This is a genomic window from Bifidobacterium pseudolongum subsp. globosum, from assembly GCF_004155535.1.
Taxonomy (GTDB): Bacteria; Actinomycetota; Actinomycetes; order Actinomycetales; family Bifidobacteriaceae; genus Bifidobacterium; species Bifidobacterium pseudolongum_C.
Genome location: NZ_RYUH01000003.1, coordinates 57105 through 75697, shown reverse-complemented (window position 1 = coordinate 75697; position 18593 = coordinate 57105). Strand labels below are relative to the sequence as shown.

22 protein-coding genes and 1 riboswitch are annotated in these 18593 nt (G+C 62.6%); of the genes, 12 read left to right on the top strand and 10 right to left on the bottom strand.

Translation table 11 applies throughout. The features are described from left to right. The first annotated feature begins 464 nt into the window (after positions 1 to 464). Positions 465 to 1496: a LacI family DNA-binding transcriptional regulator gene (locus tag PG2093B_RS00585; RefSeq protein ID WP_129896682.1), complete on the top strand. Its 1032-nt coding sequence runs from the start codon at positions 465 to 467 to the stop codon at positions 1494 to 1496. Between the two features lie 2 nt (positions 1497 to 1498). Here the strand turns inward: PG2093B_RS00585 and PG2093B_RS00580 are convergent, their stop codons facing one another. From PG2093B_RS00580 to fbaA, 4 genes are all read right to left on the bottom strand, one after another. Then, positions 1499 to 1873 (bottom strand): fluoride efflux transporter FluC, encoded by a 375-nt coding sequence (locus tag PG2093B_RS00580; protein ID WP_129896681.1) that lies wholly within the window; start codon positions 1871 to 1873, stop codon positions 1499 to 1501. Beyond that, on the bottom strand, positions 1873 to 2748 hold the full coding sequence (locus PG2093B_RS00575; RefSeq protein ID WP_129896680.1) for a fluoride efflux transporter FluC: 876 nt from the start codon (positions 2746 to 2748) through the stop codon (positions 1873 to 1875). Before PG2093B_RS00575 ends, PG2093B_RS00580 begins: the two co-directional genes overlap by 1 nt. 102 nt (positions 2749 to 2850) lie before the next feature. Further along, positions 2851 to 4137 (bottom strand): adenylosuccinate synthase, encoded by a 1287-nt coding sequence (locus PG2093B_RS00570; protein WP_118238579.1) that lies wholly within the window; start codon positions 4135 to 4137, stop codon positions 2851 to 2853. A 98-nt stretch (positions 4138 to 4235) separates the two neighbouring features. Then, positions 4236 to 5300, bottom strand: a complete 1065-nt coding sequence (gene fbaA, locus PG2093B_RS00565; RefSeq protein WP_129896679.1) for a class II fructose-bisphosphate aldolase — start codon at positions 5298 to 5300, stop codon at positions 4236 to 4238. Between the two features lie 219 nt (positions 5301 to 5519). Between fbaA and PG2093B_RS00560 the strand changes: the two genes are divergently transcribed. Further along, complete coding sequence (locus PG2093B_RS00560) at positions 5520 to 6797, top strand: polysaccharide deacetylase family protein (RefSeq protein ID WP_129896690.1); 1278 nt, start codon at positions 5520 to 5522, stop codon at positions 6795 to 6797. A 38-nt stretch (positions 6798 to 6835) separates the two neighbouring features. After that, complete coding sequence (locus tag PG2093B_RS00555; RefSeq protein WP_129896678.1) at positions 6836 to 7195, top strand: hypothetical protein; 360 nt, start codon at positions 6836 to 6838, stop codon at positions 7193 to 7195. Here PG2093B_RS00555 and PG2093B_RS00550 read toward each other — a convergent pair whose 3' ends face one another. Next, a complete protein-coding gene (locus PG2093B_RS00550; protein WP_129896677.1) occupies positions 7196 to 8068 on the bottom strand; it encodes a LysR family transcriptional regulator in 873 nt (290 codons plus the stop codon). Positions 8069 to 8186: 118 nt separating this feature from the next. Between PG2093B_RS00550 and PG2093B_RS00545 the strand changes: the two genes are divergently transcribed. From PG2093B_RS00545 to PG2093B_RS00530, 4 genes are all read left to right on the top strand, one after another. Further along, a complete protein-coding gene (locus tag PG2093B_RS00545; RefSeq protein WP_129896676.1) occupies positions 8187 to 9167 on the top strand; it encodes an alpha/beta hydrolase in 981 nt (326 codons plus the stop codon). A 154-nt stretch (positions 9168 to 9321) separates the two neighbouring features. Beyond that, complete coding sequence (locus PG2093B_RS00540) at positions 9322 to 9765, top strand: cupin domain-containing protein (RefSeq protein WP_129896675.1); 444 nt, start codon at positions 9322 to 9324, stop codon at positions 9763 to 9765. Positions 9766 to 9804: 39 nt separating this feature from the next. After that, positions 9805 to 10521 carry a carboxymuconolactone decarboxylase family protein gene (locus PG2093B_RS00535; protein WP_129896674.1) on the top strand — a complete coding sequence of 239 codons (717 nt, stop codon included), beginning with the start codon at positions 9805 to 9807 and terminating at the stop codon, positions 10519 to 10521. Between the two features lie 138 nt (positions 10522 to 10659). Beyond that, positions 10660 to 11163, top strand: a complete 504-nt coding sequence (locus tag PG2093B_RS00530) for a methylated-DNA--[protein]-cysteine S-methyltransferase (protein WP_129896673.1) — start codon at positions 10660 to 10662, stop codon at positions 11161 to 11163. Here the strand turns inward: PG2093B_RS00530 and PG2093B_RS00525 are convergent. The 5 genes from PG2093B_RS00525 to PG2093B_RS00505 all read right to left on the bottom strand — a co-directional run bounded on the left by PG2093B_RS00525 (position 11147) and on the right by PG2093B_RS00505 (position 15871). Continuing rightward, positions 11147 to 11461 carry a DMT family transporter gene (locus tag PG2093B_RS00525; protein ID WP_129896672.1) on the bottom strand — a complete coding sequence of 105 codons (315 nt, stop codon included), beginning with the start codon at positions 11459 to 11461 and terminating at the stop codon, positions 11147 to 11149. The two genes, PG2093B_RS00530 and PG2093B_RS00525, sit on opposite strands and share 17 nt — an antisense overlap. An 11-nt stretch (positions 11462 to 11472) precedes the next feature. After that, positions 11473 to 11540: riboswitch (guanidine-III (ykkC-III) riboswitch) on the bottom strand. Positions 11541 to 11545: 5 nt separating this feature from the next. Next, the gene (locus tag PG2093B_RS00520) at positions 11546 to 12757 is read right to left on the bottom strand and encodes an MFS transporter (RefSeq protein ID WP_129896671.1); all 1212 of its coding nucleotides are present in this window, start codon (positions 12755 to 12757) and stop codon (positions 11546 to 11548) included. 66 nt (positions 12758 to 12823) lie between these two features. After that, positions 12824 to 13489 (bottom strand): SOS response-associated peptidase family protein, encoded by a 666-nt coding sequence (locus PG2093B_RS00515; protein ID WP_129896670.1) that lies wholly within the window; start codon positions 13487 to 13489, stop codon positions 12824 to 12826. 475 nt (positions 13490 to 13964) lie between these two features. Next, positions 13965 to 15056 carry a tyrosine-type recombinase/integrase gene (locus PG2093B_RS00510; RefSeq protein WP_129896669.1) on the bottom strand — a complete coding sequence of 364 codons (1092 nt, stop codon included), beginning with the start codon at positions 15054 to 15056 and terminating at the stop codon, positions 13965 to 13967. Positions 15057 to 15070: 14 nt separating this feature from the next. Continuing rightward, a complete protein-coding gene (locus tag PG2093B_RS00505) occupies positions 15071 to 15871 on the bottom strand; it encodes a helix-turn-helix domain-containing protein (RefSeq protein ID WP_129896668.1) in 801 nt (266 codons plus the stop codon). A 117-nt stretch (positions 15872 to 15988) separates the two neighbouring features. On the opposite strand from PG2093B_RS00505, the gene PG2093B_RS00500 reads away from it, so the two are divergent. From PG2093B_RS00500 to PG2093B_RS00485, 5 genes are read left to right on the top strand one after another with little or no spacing between them, the layout of a single operon-like run. Beyond that, positions 15989 to 16357, top strand: coding sequence for a helix-turn-helix transcriptional regulator (locus PG2093B_RS00500; RefSeq protein ID WP_207214986.1), 369 nt, complete (start codon positions 15989 to 15991; stop codon positions 16355 to 16357). Between the two features lie 6 nt (positions 16358 to 16363). After that, positions 16364 to 16540, top strand: a complete 177-nt coding sequence (locus tag PG2093B_RS08915; protein WP_165369658.1) for a hypothetical protein — start codon at positions 16364 to 16366, stop codon at positions 16538 to 16540. 14 nt (positions 16541 to 16554) lie between these two features. Beyond that, complete coding sequence (locus PG2093B_RS00495; RefSeq protein WP_129896667.1) at positions 16555 to 16908, top strand: hypothetical protein; 354 nt, start codon at positions 16555 to 16557, stop codon at positions 16906 to 16908. A 3-nt stretch (positions 16909 to 16911) separates the two neighbouring features. Continuing rightward, positions 16912 to 17100: a hypothetical protein gene (locus tag PG2093B_RS00490; RefSeq protein WP_054320948.1), complete on the top strand. Its 189-nt coding sequence runs from the start codon at positions 16912 to 16914 to the stop codon at positions 17098 to 17100. Then, positions 17091 to 18497, top strand: coding sequence for a hypothetical protein (locus PG2093B_RS00485; protein ID WP_129896666.1), 1407 nt, complete (start codon positions 17091 to 17093; stop codon positions 18495 to 18497). Before PG2093B_RS00490 ends, PG2093B_RS00485 begins: the two co-directional genes overlap by 10 nt. Positions 18498 to 18593: the final 96 nt, after the last annotated feature.

Genomic DNA, 18593 nt, shown 5'->3' with positions numbered 1-18593 from the left:
ACCATGCACGACCAGACCGGCATGCCGCAGCGATACGGCACCGGCATCGAATGGAACGACTTCCACAGGAGCACGCCATGGCAAGACAGCAACTAGTCAAAAGGACACACATTTTGGCGTATAACCCGATTATCACACCGTTTCCGCAGCCATGCAACCCCTCTTCGCCTCGGCGTGTCGAACCGGTTCGATATGCGACAGGACCACTCCATTCCACGCTTCTCCCCTCTCTTCCCACCTCTTCATGCGCCCACCTTCCTTTCCGCGGACGTGTGCGACTACCCCCTAGACGCCAACAGCCAATCCAAAGTAGGAAAACAGCTGTAGGCAACTACCCCTAGACACCCACACCCACCAAACAAGACCACACCCACGACGCACATGGGACGGCAGTTGGCGCAAACCTCCCTTACGCATACAATAAAACCGGTTCGACCCCGGCACACAACAGCGAGGAGGCACGTATGGTCGGCATGCGCGATGTCGCGAAGAAAGCGGGAGTCTCGTTGAGCAGCGTCTCGCTCGTCATCAACGGCACCGGCTATGTGTCACAGGACATGCGCGACAAGGTCGAGCAGGCGATGAGCGAACTCAACTACGTGCCCAATGAGCTCGCCCGCAATTTCTACCACGGCAAGACCGGCATCGTCGGCGTCATCGTGCCCACCATCCAGCATCCGTTCTTCGCGACGCTCACCGCGCATCTGCAGCGCGAGTTCGCCGCCCGCTCACTGCGCACCATGCTGTGCTCGACCGTCGACTCCACGAGCGGCGAGGCGCAGTACGTCGAGATGCTGCGCCAGCGCAGCCTCGACGCGCTCGTCGTCGCCGCGCACACCACGCATGACGCCGACTATTGGACGTCGATCGGGCGGCCGATCGTCGCCTTCGACCGCAATCTCGGCGCGCACATCGCACAGGTGAGCTCGGACCACGCGCACGGCGGTGAGCTGATCGCCGACCTGCTCGTGCACACCGGCGCACGCAACGTGGCGATCGTCGGCGGCCCGCGCGCGCAGTTCACCGACCTCAGCGGATCGAACACGACCTTCCCCACCGTGCGCTACGTGCAGACGCTGGAACAGCGCCTCTCCCAGGCCGGCATCGCGCACATGTACGCCGAGTCGGGCGAGGTGTTCGACCTTGACGGCGTGCGGCACGCGGTGCATGCGGTGTTCGACGCACACCCGGACATCGACGCGTTCGTCGGCGCGGACCTCGCCGCCGCATGCGCGATGCAGGAGGCGACGATGCGCGGGATCGCCGTGCCCGGGCAATTGCAGATCGCGGCATATGACGGCACGATGGCGGCCGATTGCGCAGGGCTGCCGCTGACCGTGGTCCGTCAGGATTTCCGGGCGATCGCGTGCGGCATCGCAAACAAGATCGAAGCGGAAATCGCACGATTCGCGGACAACGCGCGGCAATCCAGGGCGCAGGCGCCGCAACCTGAGATCGTCCCGGTCACGCTCGAGAAACGCGCTACAACGCGGTAGCTTCAGCGGCCCAGCGAGCCGATCCACCAGCCCACGATCACCATGCCGAAAGGTATGACGAGGGTGACGAGGAAGTAGAAGGCCGCCATCACGAGCTTTTTGCTCTTGGCGAGCGAGACCATCTCGTTGACCGCCGTGGAGAACGTGGAGAAACCGCCGAGGAAGCCGGTCACGAACAGCAGATACGTGTAGTAATTCACCGTCTGGTACGTGTAGGCGGCGGCCGCGACGCCCGCGAGCAGCGAAGCGAGCACGTTGATGATGAACGTGGAGAGCGGGAAGAGCTTGCGCCAGCTGCGCTGGATCGAGGTGTTGAGCACGAAGCGCGCCACGGCGCCCACGCCGCCGCATGCGCAGATCAGCAGGAACTGGCCCATCACTTCACCTCCCCTGTCATCGGGTCGGCCACCACGGGGATCTCGTCGGTGTCCGGGTCGGGGTCGCCGGCGTGCGTCGTCGCTGCCAGCGCGGCGAGCGAGGCCGACTGCAGTTCGTCGTTCGGGTCGGTGGTGCGCGCGCCCGCCACATCCGGATCGGTCGGCACGCGCACGCCGATCGCCGGCTTGGCGCGCGTCTGCATGCGCATCACCTCGGCCACCGCCTGCTTGGCGGACCGTTTCTTGGTGAGCTGCAGGCCGAGCCACGAGCCGAACCATGCGACTGCGATGCCCCCGATGAACGTGACCATGGTGTAGAGGAAGAATCCCCAATAACCGCCGTTGTGCATGGCGGTGATGTCTTCGATCATCATGGCCGAAAGCGTGGAGAAGCCGCCGCACATGCCCATGCCGACGCCGCGGCTGATCAGTTGCCGCGCGCGTTTGCGGATCCAGATCGCCTGGGTCATGTACGAGGAGAGCAGTGCGAAGACGAAGGTCGCGATCATATTGGCGATGAACGTGGCCGGGTGGAACGCCATCAGCAGGTGGTTTGTGGTGCCCCGGTACGGCAGCCACAGCCACAGGCCGTAGCGCAGCGCCGTGCCGAAACAGCCGCCGATGAACACGACGAGATACACCATGGCGTCGGCGAGCGGATTGAACCGCGCCTGCACGCGTTTGAGCGGTGCGAGCGGCACGCTCGGCGGCTTGCGCGCGGCCGCGGCGCCGGTGGGGTGCGGGCGCAGCAGCTCCTGTTCGAAATCGCGGGTCAGCGGGTTGTCTGAGTCCGCGTTCGACGCCGGTTCATGGTCTGGTTCGGTGTGCGCCGTCAGCGACTGGCCGCGCGGATCGCCGTCGTCGTACGTATGCATTGTGGGATGTCACCGCCTCGGTACTTCTTTGGGCTTGGGCGTGTGCTGCCCATGATAACCCAATGCGACAGGGCACGGACGGCGCACGCCACGTGGTGGACGTCAGTCAATGAGCGAATGGATCTCGATGATGTGGTCGCGCTGCGGGCCGGTGCCAATGACCGAGATGCGGCAATTGGACAGCTCTTCGAGGCGCTTGACGTAGGCCTGGCAGTTGGCCGGCAGCTCGTCGAAGCTGTGGACCTGTGAAATGTCTTCGGTCCAGCCGGGCATCGTCTCGTAGATCGGCTTGGCGGCGGCGAACGCGGCCTGGTCGGTCGGCATGTCGTCGTAGCGCACGCCGTCCACGTCGTAGGCGACGCAGATCGGGATCTCGTCGAGCCCGGTAAGCACATCGAGCTTCGTGAGCACGATGTCGGTCAGCCCGTTGACCTGCGTGGCGTAGCGGTTGACCACCGCGTCGAACCAGCCGCAGCGGCGCGGGCGTCCGGTCGTCACACCGTATTCGTGGCCTTGCGCGCGCAGCCAGTCGCCCCACTCGTCAAACAGTTCGGTGGGGAACGGGCCTTCGCCCACACGCGTCACATACGCCTTGGAGACGCCGATCACACGGTCGATCTTGGTGGGGCCCACGCCGGTGCCGGTGCACGCGCCGCCCGCCGTGGGGTTCGACGACGTGACGAAGGGGTAAGTGCCGTGGTCCACGTCGAGCATCGTGGCCTGGCCGCCTTCGAACAGCACGGTCTTGCCGTCGTCGAGGGCGTCGTTGAGCACGAGCGAGGTGTTCGCCACATACGGCTTGAGACGTTTGCCCAGCTCGAGCAGCTCCTCCACGGTCTGATCCACGTCGATGGGCCTGCGGTTGTACAGCTTGACGAGCATCTGGTTCTTCTGGTGCAGCGCGCTGGCCACCTTGTCGCGCAGATGCTCCTCGTTGAACAGGTCGTGCACGCGGATGCCCACGCGGTTGATCTTGTCGGCATAGGCCGGGCCGATGCCACGGCCGGTGGTGCCGATCTTCTTCTTGCCGGCGAAGCGTTCGGTGACCTTGTCGATCGTGCGGTGGTACGGCGCGATGATGTGCGCGGATTCGCTCACGAGCAGGCGCGAGCAATCGATGCCACGGCTTTCAAGCCCGTCGATCTCCTGGAACAGCACTTCGGGGTCCACCACGACGCCGTTGCCGATGACCGGCGTGGCGCGCGGGCTGATGATGCCGGACGGCAGCAGGTGCAGCGCATACGATTCGTCGCCCACCACCACCGTGTGGCCTGCGTTGTTGCCGCCGTTGAACCGGGCGACGTAATCCACCTTGGTGCCGATCAGATCGGTGGCTTTGCCTTTGCCTTCGTCGCCCCACTGGGCGCCGATCAATACGATTCCGGGCATGTTCGCTCCTCTGGGTCGCCGTATTCCCGCCGAGGCAAGGTTACCCCACGCCCTGCCCGTTTGGCTAGGGGTGGCGCCGCCAGAGGGGCGAAACCACGCTACTTGAGCGCGCGACCGGCCGATCCGAGCTGCTCGCATGCCTCGACAACGCGCGCCGCCATCGAATCCTCGGCCTCACGGCCCCACGAACGCGGGTCATACATCTTCTTGTTGCCCACTTCGCCGTCGATCTTGAGCACCTCATCGTAATGGCGGAACATGTGGTCCGCCACCGCGCGCGTGAACGCGTACTGCGTGTCGGTGTCGATGTTCATCTTCACCACGCCGTACGAGACGGCTTCGGCGATCTCCTGCGCGGTGGAGCCGGAGCCGCCGTGGAACACGAGCTCGAACGGCTTGCCTTCGGGCACGTCCGCGTCGAGCACGGCGTGCACCGTGCCGCTCTGCACGCCGTTCCACACGCCCTGCTGGATCTCGTGGAGCAGACCGGGGCGCAGCTTGACGACGCCCGGCTTGTATGCGCCGTGCACATTGCCGAACGTGAACGCCGCCATGTACCGGCCGCGGTCGCCCAGTCCGAGCGCATTGGCCACTTCGATGCCGTCCTGGACCGTGGAATACAGCTTTTCGTTGATTTCCGCGCTATGGCCGTCCTCTTCGCCGCCCACCGCGCCGATCTCGATTTCGAGCACGGTGTGCGCCTGCACGGACTTGTCGAGCAGCCGCCGCGCGATCTCGATGTTCTCGCGCAGCGGCACGGTCGACCCGTCCCACATATGCGACTGGAACATCGGCTCACGGCCGTGCTTGACTGCGTCGATCTCGATGTCGAGCAGCGGCTCGACCCATTCGCCCAAGTATTGCTTGGCGCAGTGGTCGGTGTGCAGGGCCACGGTGATGTTCGGGTATTTGCGCGCCACTTCATGCGCGAACGCGGCGAAGGCGAGCGAACCGGTCACGCGGTCGGCCACGCGCTGGCCGGAGAAATAGGCGGCGCCGCCGACCGACACCTGGATGATGCCGTCCGATCCGGCGTCCGCGAGCCCCTGCAGGGCCGCGTTGAGCGTCTGGCTGCTCGTCACATTGATCGCGGGGTACGCGTACCCGCCACGGCGGGCGGCGTCGAGCATCTGGGCATATCGTTCCGGCGTTGCAATAGTCATACGCACCATTATCCCGCGCGCCGCCAGTGCCCATGCGTAAAAACACGCCCTGAGCGTGGAATTGTCGCTTACATCACGCCAATTGTGAAGAGCGGCGCGCGCACATGTATATAAGGGTGCGTCCGCGCACGACTCTGCTAGGCTGGCTTACAGCAGACCAACCCCACCGATACCCGCAGCAGGCATCTCAATTCACACGAGGAAAGCGTTGTGACCACGATGAACAGCACAGACCCACGACCCAACGACGATTGGAATCTCGAAGACGCAGCAGACGCCGCGGACACCGGCGATGTCGAGGAGCTGGACATCGCCACGGCCAAGCGCGGCCTAGGCCCCGTGGCCACCACATTGATCACCGTCGCGGTGGCGTTGCTCGTGGTGGCGGGCGCGGGATTCGGCTGGTGGATGTGGCAGAACCACTGGCGGCAGGTCAGCATCACCGTGGACGGCGATCAACTGCACGCGCGCGCCGACACGACCGTGGCGCAGTTCCTGAAAGACCATGACAGTTTTCAACGCAAACCGGGCAGGCTCGTCTCGCTCAAAGGCGACGTGCTCGAACCGGCCGGCGGCAACGCCGTGCAGGTCAAGCTCGACGACACGGCCATCCCCGTGGGCGAGTACGGCAGCACAACGCTCGCCCGCGCCACCACGATGACGGTCACGCCGGGCACCGACCGCACCGAGGAACACACCGTGGAACAGCGCACTGTGCCGTTCACCACAGACATCAACCTCAACAACGGGCCGATCCAAGTGGTCACACAGCAGGGCAAAGACGGCACGGACGAAATCTGGATAGGCAAGCGGTCGAAACAGGAAATCAAGAAGCGCGCGGTGGAGCCGATGAAGAAGCTCACTGTGCAGTCGTTCTCGCCGCAGCCCGAAGGCAAGAAGGTCATCGCGCTGACCTTCGACGACGGGCCGAGCCAATACACCGGCCCGATCCTCGACATCCTCAAGAAGAAGAACGTGAAAGCCACGTTCTTCGATCTGGGCGAAGAGGCGCTCGCGATGCCCGCGCTCGAACAGCGCATGGTCAAGGAGGGGCACCAGGTGGCCTCGCACAGCGTCTCGCACCCGTACCTGCCCAACATGCCCGCACAGGAGCTGCGCAAGGAGATCACCACGAGCTTCGCCGACCTCAAGGAGGCCTCCGGCACCGTCACGCGCACCATGCGCGCACCGTACGGCGCGTTCGGCGTGCAGCAGTGGAAGGACGCCGCCACGGTGCTGGACAAAAACGTGCTATGGACGATCGACACCTTGGATTGGAAGCGCCCCGGCGCCAAGGCGATCCATGACGAGGTGATGAAGAACGCGTACAACGGCGCGGTCGCACTGATGCACGACGGCGGCGGCGACCGCACGCAGGACATCCAGGCACTGCCCGGCATCATCGACGACCTGAAGAAGCAGGGGTACTCGTTCGTCACGATCGACGAACTGTGCGAGATGGGTGGCGTGCCGAAGGCCGCGCAAGGCGACGACTGAGCCTGCGCGCGGCCAATTCAGGGAAAGGGAACACACGGATGGCAAACGAGCAGAACCAACAGACACACCGCATGGTACTGATCGCGGAAGCCGCGCTCCTCATCCTCGGCTATGCACTGGTGATGCCGGTGCTGCTGTCGTCGTTCGACGGTGCGCCGAACGACGCGATTCGCGCATGGCTCAACCACTCCACAACGAACCTGTGGCTGCTCGTCGCCGGCACGGTCGCGGGTCTGGCATGTTGGATCGGCGCGGCCGTAGTGGAGAAGAAACACCGCCGGCAGGGACGCATGGGCGGCTGGAAATCATTGGTCCGCCCCGTGGCCACCACAGTGACCGGCCTCTGCGGGTTCTGCGTGTGCTTCAGCCTGCCGCTGCTGTGCATCACGCATCTGTGATCAGCGCGCACTGCGGATCTGCGTGAGGAACCGTTCGGCGATCGGGCTCAACGGGCGGTTGCGGCGCCACACCAGATGCAGTTTTGTCTCAAGCGTGGGTGTAAGCGGACGGAATGCGAGGCCCGAGTCCGCGCTCGTATCCACAAGGCGCGCGAACGTGAGCAGCACGCCGAGGCCTTCGCGCGCGAACACGGCGCCGTTGTACGCCAAGCCGAACGTCGCCTCAAGCCGCAGGTCAGGCATGCGCGAGCCCGCCCAGTGCGGAATGTCGTGCTTCCACGCCTGCTGCGAGCAGAACAACGGTTCGCCCACCAGATCGTCCACCGTGATGCGTTCGCGCGCGGCCAAGCGGTGGTCGGCGGGCACGACCGCGCCCCACCGGTCGACGTCAGGGAATGCGAGCGCCTCGTATTTCGTCAGGTCCGGATCCTGCGCGAGCACGGCGAAATCGAGCGTGCCTTGGTCAAGATGCTCAAGCACCTGCAGCGAGACGCCACTCTCCACGTGGTAGCGCAGGTCCGGGCACTGCGCGCGCAGGAGTTTGATCTGTTGCGCGAGGTATTGGATCTGGTACGACTCCGCGAGACCGAAATACAATGTGCCGCCGGTGATATTGCCCAGAGAGGCGAACTCGTCTTCGATGCGGTCCGCCATCCCGACGAGGTCGCGGGCGCGCTCGCGCAGCACACGCCCCTCTTTCGTCAGTGTCAGGCCGAAGCTGCGGCGCACGAACAGCGCGGCGCCGAGCTCATGCTCGAGCGATTTCATGAGTTTTGACAGGGACGGCTGCGACATGTGCAGATTCGCAGCGGCGCGGGTCATGTTCTCCTCGCGAGAAACTTCCAGAAACGCGCGCAGTGCCCGAATCTCCATTGCGGCCTCCATGCCAACATTATTCTTCAGATGAATAATGTTTATAGTAACTAGTTATTTGCGTTATATCAAATTGCCGCCGATACTGTAACCAACATCAAGCAAACAGGAGGCAATCATGACGGATCTGGAACTCACCCCGGTCTGGGACAAGACATTCCCGCAGAGCGACAAGGTGGAGCACAGCAAGGCCGTGTTCCACAACCGCTACGGCATCGAGCTCGCAGCGGACGTGTACAAGCCGAAGGGCGTGCACGGCCGCCTCGCCGCCATCGCGGTGAGCGGACCGTTCGGTGCGGTCAAGGAACAGGCGAGCGGCCTATATGCGCAGACGCTCGCCGAGCGCGGATTCCTCACGCTCGCGTTCGACCCATCGTTCACCGGCGAATCCGGCGGCTCGCCGCGCGCGGTCGCTTCGCCGGACATCAACACCGAGGACTTCTCCGCGGCGGTCGATTATCTGGCGAACCGCAGCGACGTGAACCCGGACGCCATCGGCATCGTCGGCATCTGCGGGTTCGGCGGCATGGCGCTCAACGCGGCGGCGAACGACCCTCGCATCAAGGCGACCGTGGCGAGCACGATGTACAACATGAGCCGCGTGAGCGCGAACGGCTACTTCGACGCCGACGATTCGCCGGAGAAGCGCAATGCGACGCGCGCGGCGCTCGCGAAGCAGCGCACCGAGGACTACGCGAACGGCGACTATGCACGCGCCGGCGGCGTCGTGGACCCTGTGCCTGACGACGCGCCGCAGTTCGTCAAGGACTACCACGCGTACTACAAGACCCCGCGCGGCTACCATGCGCGCTCGGTCAATTCGAACGACGGCTGGAACAAGACGTCGGCCCTGTCGTTCATGAACATGCCGCTGCTGAGCTATATCGACGAGATCGAGAACCCGGTGCTGCTCGTGCACGGCGAGAAGGCGCATTCGCTGTACTTCTCGAAGGCCGCGTACGAAGTTCTTGAACACGGCGTGAATCCGTCGAACAAGAAACTGCTGATTGTGCCGGGCGCGAACCACACCGACCTCTACGACAACCTTGACAAGATTCCGTTCGACGCGATTGAGGAGTTCTTCGAGAAGAACCTGTAAACCAGGCAAGGGTTGGCCGGCTGCGCAGCTTGCATGGCGCAGCCGGCTTTTTGCATATGCGCAATCCGCATACGACCTATGCATTTTCATGATTTGCTGCATACAAACAATCGGCTAATAATGCAAGGCAGACAGCCAACAAAGTGAGGCGCATATGAACGCATATCCAATCCCGGTCGGTGTGCCGACCGCATACGCACAGTCCTTGATGTTCCCGGTCGGTGAGCCGAACAGCGCGTACGCACAGTATTTCACCGGCCGCAGCTGGCTCGCGCCGATCTCCAATGAGCAGGTGAGCATGGCGAACGTGACGTTCGAACCGGGCTGCATCAACCATTGGCACATCCACCATGCCACGCGGGGCGGCGGCCAGATGCTCATCTGCGTGGGCGGCCGCGGCTACGCGCAGATCGAAGGGCAGGAGCCGGTCGCGATGACCCCGGGCACCGTGGTGCACATTCCGGCGAACACGAAGCATTGGCACGGTGCCGCGCCCGGCAGCTGGTTCTCGCACATCGCGATCGATGTGCCGGGCGAAGGCAAGAGCAACGAGTGGCTCGAGCCGGTCGGCGAAACCGAATACGCGAAGCTCAAGTAGTCAATACCAAGTAATCAATACTCGGAAATCAGGCTCATCATGACGAATCAGAATGACGATCTGCGCCGCACCGACCCGGGTTTCGCCGAGCGCATGCTGCACTTCGCGGACGTCGAAGTGGCACAGGACCCCGACACCGCGCTCGACCCACAGACGCGCTATCTCGCGATTCTCGCGACACTGCTCGGCTGCCAGAGCGCCGACGAATTCCGCATCCAGCTGACGCGCGCGCTCGACGCGGGCCTCACGCCCGTGCAGGTGAAGGAAGTCGTGTATCAGGCGGTGGATTACCTCGGCATCGGCCGTGTGCGCCCGTTCCTCGGCATCACGAATGAGGTGCTCGAAGCGCGCGGCGTGGAGCTGCCGCTGCCCGACCAATCCACCACCACCCCGGAGGACCGTCTGGAAGCAGGCAACGCGAAGCAGGTCGAGCTGTTCGGCGCGGGCATGGACAAGAGCTACGAGCGCAGCAAAGTCAACTATTGGCTTGCAGACAACTGCTTCGGCGACTACTACACGCGCACAGGGCTGACCAACGCGCAGCGCGAGATGATCACGTTCTGCTACCTCGCCGCACAGGGCGGCGTGGAGCCGCAGCTGCTCGCGCACGCGAAGGCGAACATCGGCGTGGGCAACAGCGCCGACCTGTTGCGCAAAGTCGTGCTGCAGTGCCTGCCGTACATCGGCTACCCGCGCACGCTCAACGCGCTGAGCACGGTCGGCGAGGCGGAACAGGCGGTCGCATCCGCCGAATGATGGCACGGTTTGTGTGAATCTTGCGCAGAGCACAACGCATACCGGCATGTTGCCCTACCTCCGCGCGCCTGCTGCCCATATAATCATGGGCAGCAGGCGCGCCCGCATTGCCGCGGGACAATGATCAAGGAGAGTGTGATGGCGGGATTTGCAGTATACACAAGCCAATACGGGCCGGTCCGCGTGGATTGGAACGACGGCGCGGTCACCGGACTGCGCATCGTGACGCAGGCGGACAACGCGGCGGACGGGCCGGGCGAGCCAACCGAACTGACCGATTTGGCGTTCCATGAATTGGAGCGGTATTTCGCAGGCGATCTGCGGCAGTTCACCGTGCCGATCGCATTCACGTACGGCACACCGTTCCAGCAGGCCGTGTGGCGCGCGCTGCTGCAGATCCCGTACGGCGAGACGCGCACCTACGCGCAGATCGCCGAGGCCGTGGGCCGGCCGAAGGCAGTGCGCGCGGTGGGTTCGGCGAACAACCGCAATCCGATCCTGTTCATCGTGCCGTGCCATCGCGTGATCGGCGCGAACGGCAATCTCGTCGGGTATGCGTACGGCGTCGAGATGAAGCGCGCGCTGCTGCAGCTTGAGCAGCGCGTCGCACAGGGCACAGCACACGTCAGTTCGCGAGTTTGAGGCCGGCGATGCATGCGACCATGCCGATGAGGCACAGGATCTTGAGCACCGACACGGATTCTTCGCCCACGACCATGCCATACACCACGGTGATCGCGGCGCCAATGCCCACCCAAATCAAATAGGCGGTGCCGACGCTGATCGAGCGCATCGCATACGACAGCCCGACCATGCTTGCGGCCAGCCCGCAGAAGAACACAATCACCGGAATGATTTTGGTGAATCCTTGCGATTTATCGAGCGCGACCGCCCACACCGCTTCGCAGATACCGGACAGAACAAGAACAATCCACGCCATGACGTGCCTCCACTGGCAAGTCTTTGCGCGTTCCTGGTACTTGACCGTCGTCAGGGAACCGGCGCCGTTCGCCGATCCAACGCATTATTGTACCAAACCGCGCTCATACCGCAACGCGTACAGCACGAGCAGCAGCACAGCCACCGCGGCGAAGGGCACACCGCCGAGCGCCGGGTAATGGTAGTTCATCGCGGTGGAGTTCAGCACCGCGCCGCCGACGAACGAACCGACGGCGTTGCCGAAGTTGAACGCGATCTGCACAGTGGCGCCGCCGATCAGCTCGCCGCCGCCCTTGCCCGCTTCGGCCATCAGCAGCTGCTGCGGCGCGGAGACGAAGAACAAGCCGAACGCAATCACAAACGTCAGCAATGCGGTGCTCCAGCGCGAACCCGGCACCAAGAACACGGCGAAGAGCCCGATGCCGGCGATGGCCTGACCCATGGCGGACGTGGCGCCGGGGTGCCAATGGTCGGCGATGCGCCCGCCGCACAATCCGCCCACGACCATGCCGAAGCCGGCAAGCATCATCATCGCCGAGACCATGTTCGACGGCCAGTCGCCCACTTTCTGCAGCCACGGGCTCACGTAGCTCCACCAGCAGAAAATGCCGGTATTGCCCACGAACACGGCGATCAGCACCATCCACGGGCCCGGTTTGCGCAAAAAGCGGAACTGCCCGCGCAGGCCCGCGTCTTCCACCGGCTGAATGTACGGGATCCACAAGCGCGCCAACAGTGCGGTCAGCGCAGCGATCGCGGCAAGCAGGCAGAACGCGAGCCGCCACGTCATGTGTTCGGCGAGCAGTGTGCCGGCGGGCACACCGAGCATGTTCGCCACGGTCTGCCCTGTGACCATGGCGGAGACGGCGCGCGCCTCCTTGCCTTTTTGCGCGAGCAGTTTCGCGATCAGTGTGGCCGTGCCGAAGAACGCGCCATGCGGGAAGCCGGCGATGAACCGCGCGGCGATGAGCATCGGCGCATTCACCGCGGCGGCGCTCAGCGCGTTGCCGGCGAGCGCGATGATCATGAAGATGATGATGAGGGTGCGCGGTGGAATCCGGCGCCCGAACACGAGTAACAACGTGCCCACGCACACGCCGATCGCATATGCGGAGATGAAATTGCCGGCGAACGGGATGCTCACGTGCATCGTCTGCGCGGTCTGCGGCAGGATGCCCATCATCACGAATTCGGCCGCGCCGAGCACGAATGCGCCGGCGGCGAGCGCGAGCAGGCCGAGCGCGTTATGGGACTGCGCGCCGCCACTGCGTTGGGCGACCAAGGCGTTGTTCGGCATATCCACTCCTCATCTATGTGCGCGCCTGTGCGGCGTCGCGCGTCCGCACATAATGCACCGACTGAATTAAGTCGGTATCAAGTATAGTGCGCAGCGCACCGGCTGCGCGGCGAGCGGCACGGCGGAACGGTCGGCGAGCCGCATGTAGTCAGGCCCCAGCCATGTGGTGAGCTCGGTCGGGTGCAGAATGAGCGGCATGCGCGGGTGCACCGGCGCCATGCTCGCGTTCGCGCGCGTCGTCACCATCGAATACTCGTGACTGCGGTGGATGCCACCGATGAAGATGACCGGCATGCGCGGAATCGTGAACATGTACTGCTGCTTGACCGTGCGGCCGGTGCGCTCGCTGACGCGCGTCTCCGTGCCGCTTGACTCGTAGAACCAACGACAGGCGATGATGCAGCGGTCGTGCTCCATCGACGCGCGCCAGATCGGCTTATCGGCGCTTTCGATGCGCGTGTTGAAAATCGGCTGCGGATTCCACTGCGAGCTGTAGCCCCACTCGAGGTCCGCGCGTTCCAGTGTGCCTGGCGCGAGCCGCTCGACACCGACCGCTGTGTCGAATGTGGGGACGATCACCGGCGTGACCGACTTTGGGTACACGTCGATTCGCCGGCCGGTTTCGGTATCACCCGGCTCCTGCCGGCCGTACTCATCCAGCTGTTCACCGGTCAGTTGGGCGATGAGCAGGTTGATTTCCTCGTCCGACAATCCCATGTAATGTGCACACATGGTCTCACGGTACATCGGCGCACCTGTACTCGGCTTGTACCTATTCTTTCGGCGTCATGGATTGGGTGCCAGGGCCCTCTGGCGCTACGGGTAGTGCTTCTTTCGCTACGGGTAGTGCTTTTCCAGTCACCCCACACTTAGAAACCGCTATTTTTCAACGGTTGTAGATGGAATTTGTCTGCGGAAGCACTACCCGTAGCAACAGGAGCACTACCCGTAGCAACAGGGCGGGTTTTCAGAAGTTTGTTGCCATTTTGGTACCTTTTGGCTCATTCCAGCAACGCAAAACGGCTGATTTCGTTGGAAATCAGCCGTTTTCAAGTGGAGCGGATGACGGGAGTCGAACCCGGCTAGGCACCCTTGGGATAGAGCCGTTCATACCGCTCAACCCTTGGAAACTCAACGTTTTAGCGTTTCGTCGGATAACGCGGACATGACTATGTTTTCGTATATTTGGTACCTTTTTGGTACCCCGCTACGCTTCCGCGATCTCATTCAGTCGTCGCTCGATGTCCATCGCCACCGCGTCCAAGTCCGTATCGAACAGGTCGGCATAGGTGTCGAGCGTCATGGCGGCTGTTTTGTGCCCCAGCATTCTTTGCACGGCCTTCACGTTCGCGCCCGACGAGATCGCTATGGACGCGGCCGTATGGCGAAGGTCATGCATGGTCAGCGTCGGAACGCCCGCCACCGCGATCGCACGCGCATACCAGCCTTTGCCCCGCGCCGACTGCTCACCGAGCCACTTTCCGTGCGCGTTGCCGGGGAACAGCAGATCGTCATGCTGCTTGCCGACGCACTCGCCCAGTATCACGTTCATCACGGAAGGGGCCACGGGCACCTCGCGCCGCTCATGCGTCTTCGGCAGCCCCTCGACGTAGACGCCATTGACGCGCACGACGCTATGGCGCACCAACAGGCGCGAACGTTCAATGTCCACGTCCTCGACGCGCAGCGCGCGTAGCTCACCGAACCGCAGCCCGCAGAAGCCAAGCGTGAGTATCACGGCGCGGTGCTCGCCGGCCGCGTCCGCCAGAGCAAGCAACTGCTCGACCGTGAGATATGTGCGCGCCTTGTGTGTCTTACGGGGCAACTGGACGCCCTCGCATGGATTCCTGCGCATCACGCCGTCCTTGACCGCGAGCTTGCACACGCCGTTGAGCACGTCATAGGCACGGCGCACGATCGTCGCGCTTCGCTCCGCACCCATGGCACTCACCCATGCCTGCACCTCGCTGTACCGGAGCTTGCCGACCTGCCGCCGCCCCCATTTGGGCTGCACATGCACACGCCATGAAGTCTCGAGATCACCCCAATACTTCGGCTTCACCGTCCCCTTCTTGCCTTCAAGCCAAGTGATCGCCAGACCGTTCACACTGACCTTGCCGAGTTGCGGGTCTATGTAGTCGCCATCGTTGACACTGACCTCCATGCGTGCCGCGTAAGCCTTCGCGTCGCACTTGCGCGTGAAACCCTTCTTCTTGTGCTGCACGCCACCGGCATCACGGTACTTCACATACCAACGGCGCTCGCCGCCGCTGAGCCGATACTCGACTATCGCCGCCATGGCATGACCTCCCGTCAATCCTCCAGCTTCGCGGCCACCTTGCGCATGTAATCCAGTATTTCATCTGCCAATACGCGCGTCACCCTCCCGCGTTTCTGCGGTGTCGCACCCTCACCGGCACGCTTCGCGGCCTCTTCATCGAGACTATGCCCGTACAGCACGTCACAGATCGCCGCCACCGCTAGCCCGAGTTCTCGCGAGCTGTTGTCTACCCATACTTTCGTCGGCGTTCCGAAAAGGTCTTCGTTTGCATCACGAAGTCGCGTTTCAAGCCTCTGTTCCGCCGCTGTGGGGTAATGATTCGATACGACGTAATGATTCTTGTGCATAGACGAGGGGTTGAATACAGGGGTGTCTTTCGGTGCTATGTACTCATGTGTGCTGAAGTGTATTGATGTAGCCTGAAGCACGAAATCGTAATCCTTGCCCACATATTCAGCAACTTTTTTGATGTCATGCTCCAACTTCTCGCCCGATGAATAGGTGAACGACACTTTTTCGCCTTCCAGTATCTTCTCGAGGTTTTCATAGGAAGTCGCGTAGCTATCGGACAATTCAACGGTTCCTATGTAATCCTCAAGAATGCTTTCTAGCTTGAGTTCGGCGTCATCTACTAGATCGTTGAGCGTGGCCAGCAAGATTATCAGCGCTGTTAATGAATCACCCTTGCTGCTTCCTTTTTCCATGCGGCTCACCGTTGAGGCCGCCCAGCCACTTCCATACCGCTGTGAGGCATCTGCGATCTGTTCTAATGTCAGTTTCTTTTCTGCACGGTAGTTAGATAGCCACGCTCCCACAATTTCACCTATTTGCATAAGTGAAATCGTATACCACATCGACAACACGCAAGAAAACAGTTTTGCGAACTTGCATAACTGTGCTACGCTCGGAATCACAGACATGCAAACTTGCAAAACTGAAAGGAATTGAAAATGACCGCTCAAGTGAAGGACGTGGCGGCGTCGCTGCTCGTGGTGTGGAACACGCTTCAGGCGAAGCTATCCACCGCCGTAAATCCAGACGATCTGCTGATGACGCCCGAGGAGGTTGCCGCGTACACGGGCATGAGCGTTCAGGCGCTCGCCATGATGCGCCACCGTAGGCAAGGCCCCAGCTTCACCCGCCCGACCCCGCGCACGATGCTCTACCGCAAGCGCGACGTTGACGCTTGGGTAAACGAGGGGCGCGTGGAGATCGTTCGCCCCGACGATGAACGGCTCGAGAATCCCGAACATGTGGTGTACGCGCCCGACAAGGGAACACATGAAGCGCGTACCCGCAAGCGCGCGGCGAAGAGGTGAGATGAGATGGGCAACTGGGAAGAACTCAAGCAATTCGTGGAATCCGAGATCGAGGAAGCGAACAAGCTCGCGGACATGAAGAAGGCACCCAACCTGTACGCATACAACGAGGCGTGCGGACAAAGCTACGCCCTGCGCCGCGTACTGGCGGCCATGGTCCTCATGGAACTCAAGGACATCTAAGGGGAGGCACGATTATGAGCACCACGACAGTATTGCGCCTCATGCTCGAGACGCTCACGGGCCGATTGCACGCGGCCATCTCGCGCGTCTGCGAAGCCGACATGAACCCATTGGCCGAAACCGGCGAACTGTTGCGCGTCATGCAGATCATGCAACGCGAGGCAATCGGAAGCGAACACGATCGTGAGGGCGACAAGGACGCCAAACGACACCGCCTGACCCGCCTGCGCGCGAAGATCGCACGCTTGCGCGAGCACAACGAGCACCCGGTGGGCAACAGCCACGAGGCCGCGTACCTCGCGAACGCGCGTATCAAGACCGATGACATGGCGCTCGCCATGATAGACGACGCATTGACGGGACTGTGAGCCATGGCAACCATGAGCCCGGCGCTCGCGGCATCACCGATCGTGCGCTTCACCCCCGACGAACTCACCTACCGGGGCGATGGAATCCCCCGCGACGCTTCAGGCAAGCCCTTGCCATGGGTATGGGAGTACCTGACCGAAACACAACGCGAACTGCTTGAACAGGAACGGAAGGAACACCGATGGCAGTAACGATCAATGGAACCAAGTCCACGTTAGACGTAGACGCCTACATGGACGAACTGGACGAACTGGCAGGACAGGCAAGGCGCGAAGCCTTGCTGCATCTGCCCGATGACTTCTACGACGCGCGCCCGTGGACGCGGCATATAGCACAGAAGGCGGCGCATATGGGCATGAGCCGTGAAGCGCTGTTCGCCGCCATGCTCGCGGTCATCTCCAGCCGTATCCCCGCGAACGTGAAGGCTGATCTTACCGGCCGCGACGTGCTCATGCCGTTGAACGTGTTTGTGAACCTGTCGGGCTGTTCCGGCGGCGGAAAGTCGCGTGCCATCGGCACAGCCTGCCGCCTCTTGCCTGACATGACAGGCAAGGTCAAAGAGTTCAACCCCGCATCGGGTGAAGCGTTTCCCGCTGCGTTCGTAACACGGGCCAAAGAGGACGGCGAGTGGGCCACCAAGCAGAAAACAGACCGGGCGCTCATGGTGTGCACGGAATGTTCCGAACTCAATCAGGTGTGCTCACGCCCGGGCAACACCATCATCACCCAGATCATCAAGGCATACAGCGGTGAGACGCTGGGCTTGAACACGAAGAACGAAGAGATCAACCTCACCGTTGGCGCCGGCCAGTACCGTCTTGCCGGCGTGCTGGGTGTGCAACCCGCTAACGCGACGATGTTCACTGCCGGCATCGAAACCGGGCTTACGGGCAGGTTCCTCTACTTCTACACGACCGACGAGAGCATGGCCGATCGGCTGGACGAGGATATGCCCGCCCCGGTGGAGCCATGGCCGGACGTGCAATTGCCCGATGGTCAGTTCCCCAAGAAGATCGTGTTTCCACCGCAGGCGCGACGGTATGTGCTTCGCCTGCAACGCAAGGGCACCGCAGGGCTTGTGGACGACGTGGACGGGCACCGCGGTGAGAATGTGGGGCGCGTGGCTGCGTTGTACGCGATCATGGACGGGCGCACCGCGGTCAACATGGACGATTGGGCGCTCGCGTTGTGCGTCATGGACACGTCCGACCGGGTGCGCGCGTGGCTGCTGGACAAGTGCCATAGCGAGCAGGTGCGCGTGGAGGCCGACAAGGTGGACACCCGAGAGAAGGCGAAGGACAGTGTGGCCGAACGCCGGGACGACCGCATACGCAACCGCGTTCTCAACGCCCTCGACAAGCACGGCGAACAGATCAGGCTTGACGGCCGCATCTATCAGGGCTTGACGCGCGCCGACCTCCAGCGCAGGCTCGCCCGTGATGCCCGACGCGCTACGCCGACTATAGAGAATCTCAAAAAGGAAGAGAGAATAATAGAGTGTTTATTAAAAGGCTCAAGCGCAGTCGTGTACCTCGACAACATCTATGACGACTACCCGCACCAACTTATCGACGCCGAGCGAATGTAAAACCATGTTAAACCGTTAAACCGCCTACTGCCGACTGGGATTGCATGTTATACCGACATGTAAAACCTTGTTAAACCACACAAGGGCGGTTTAACA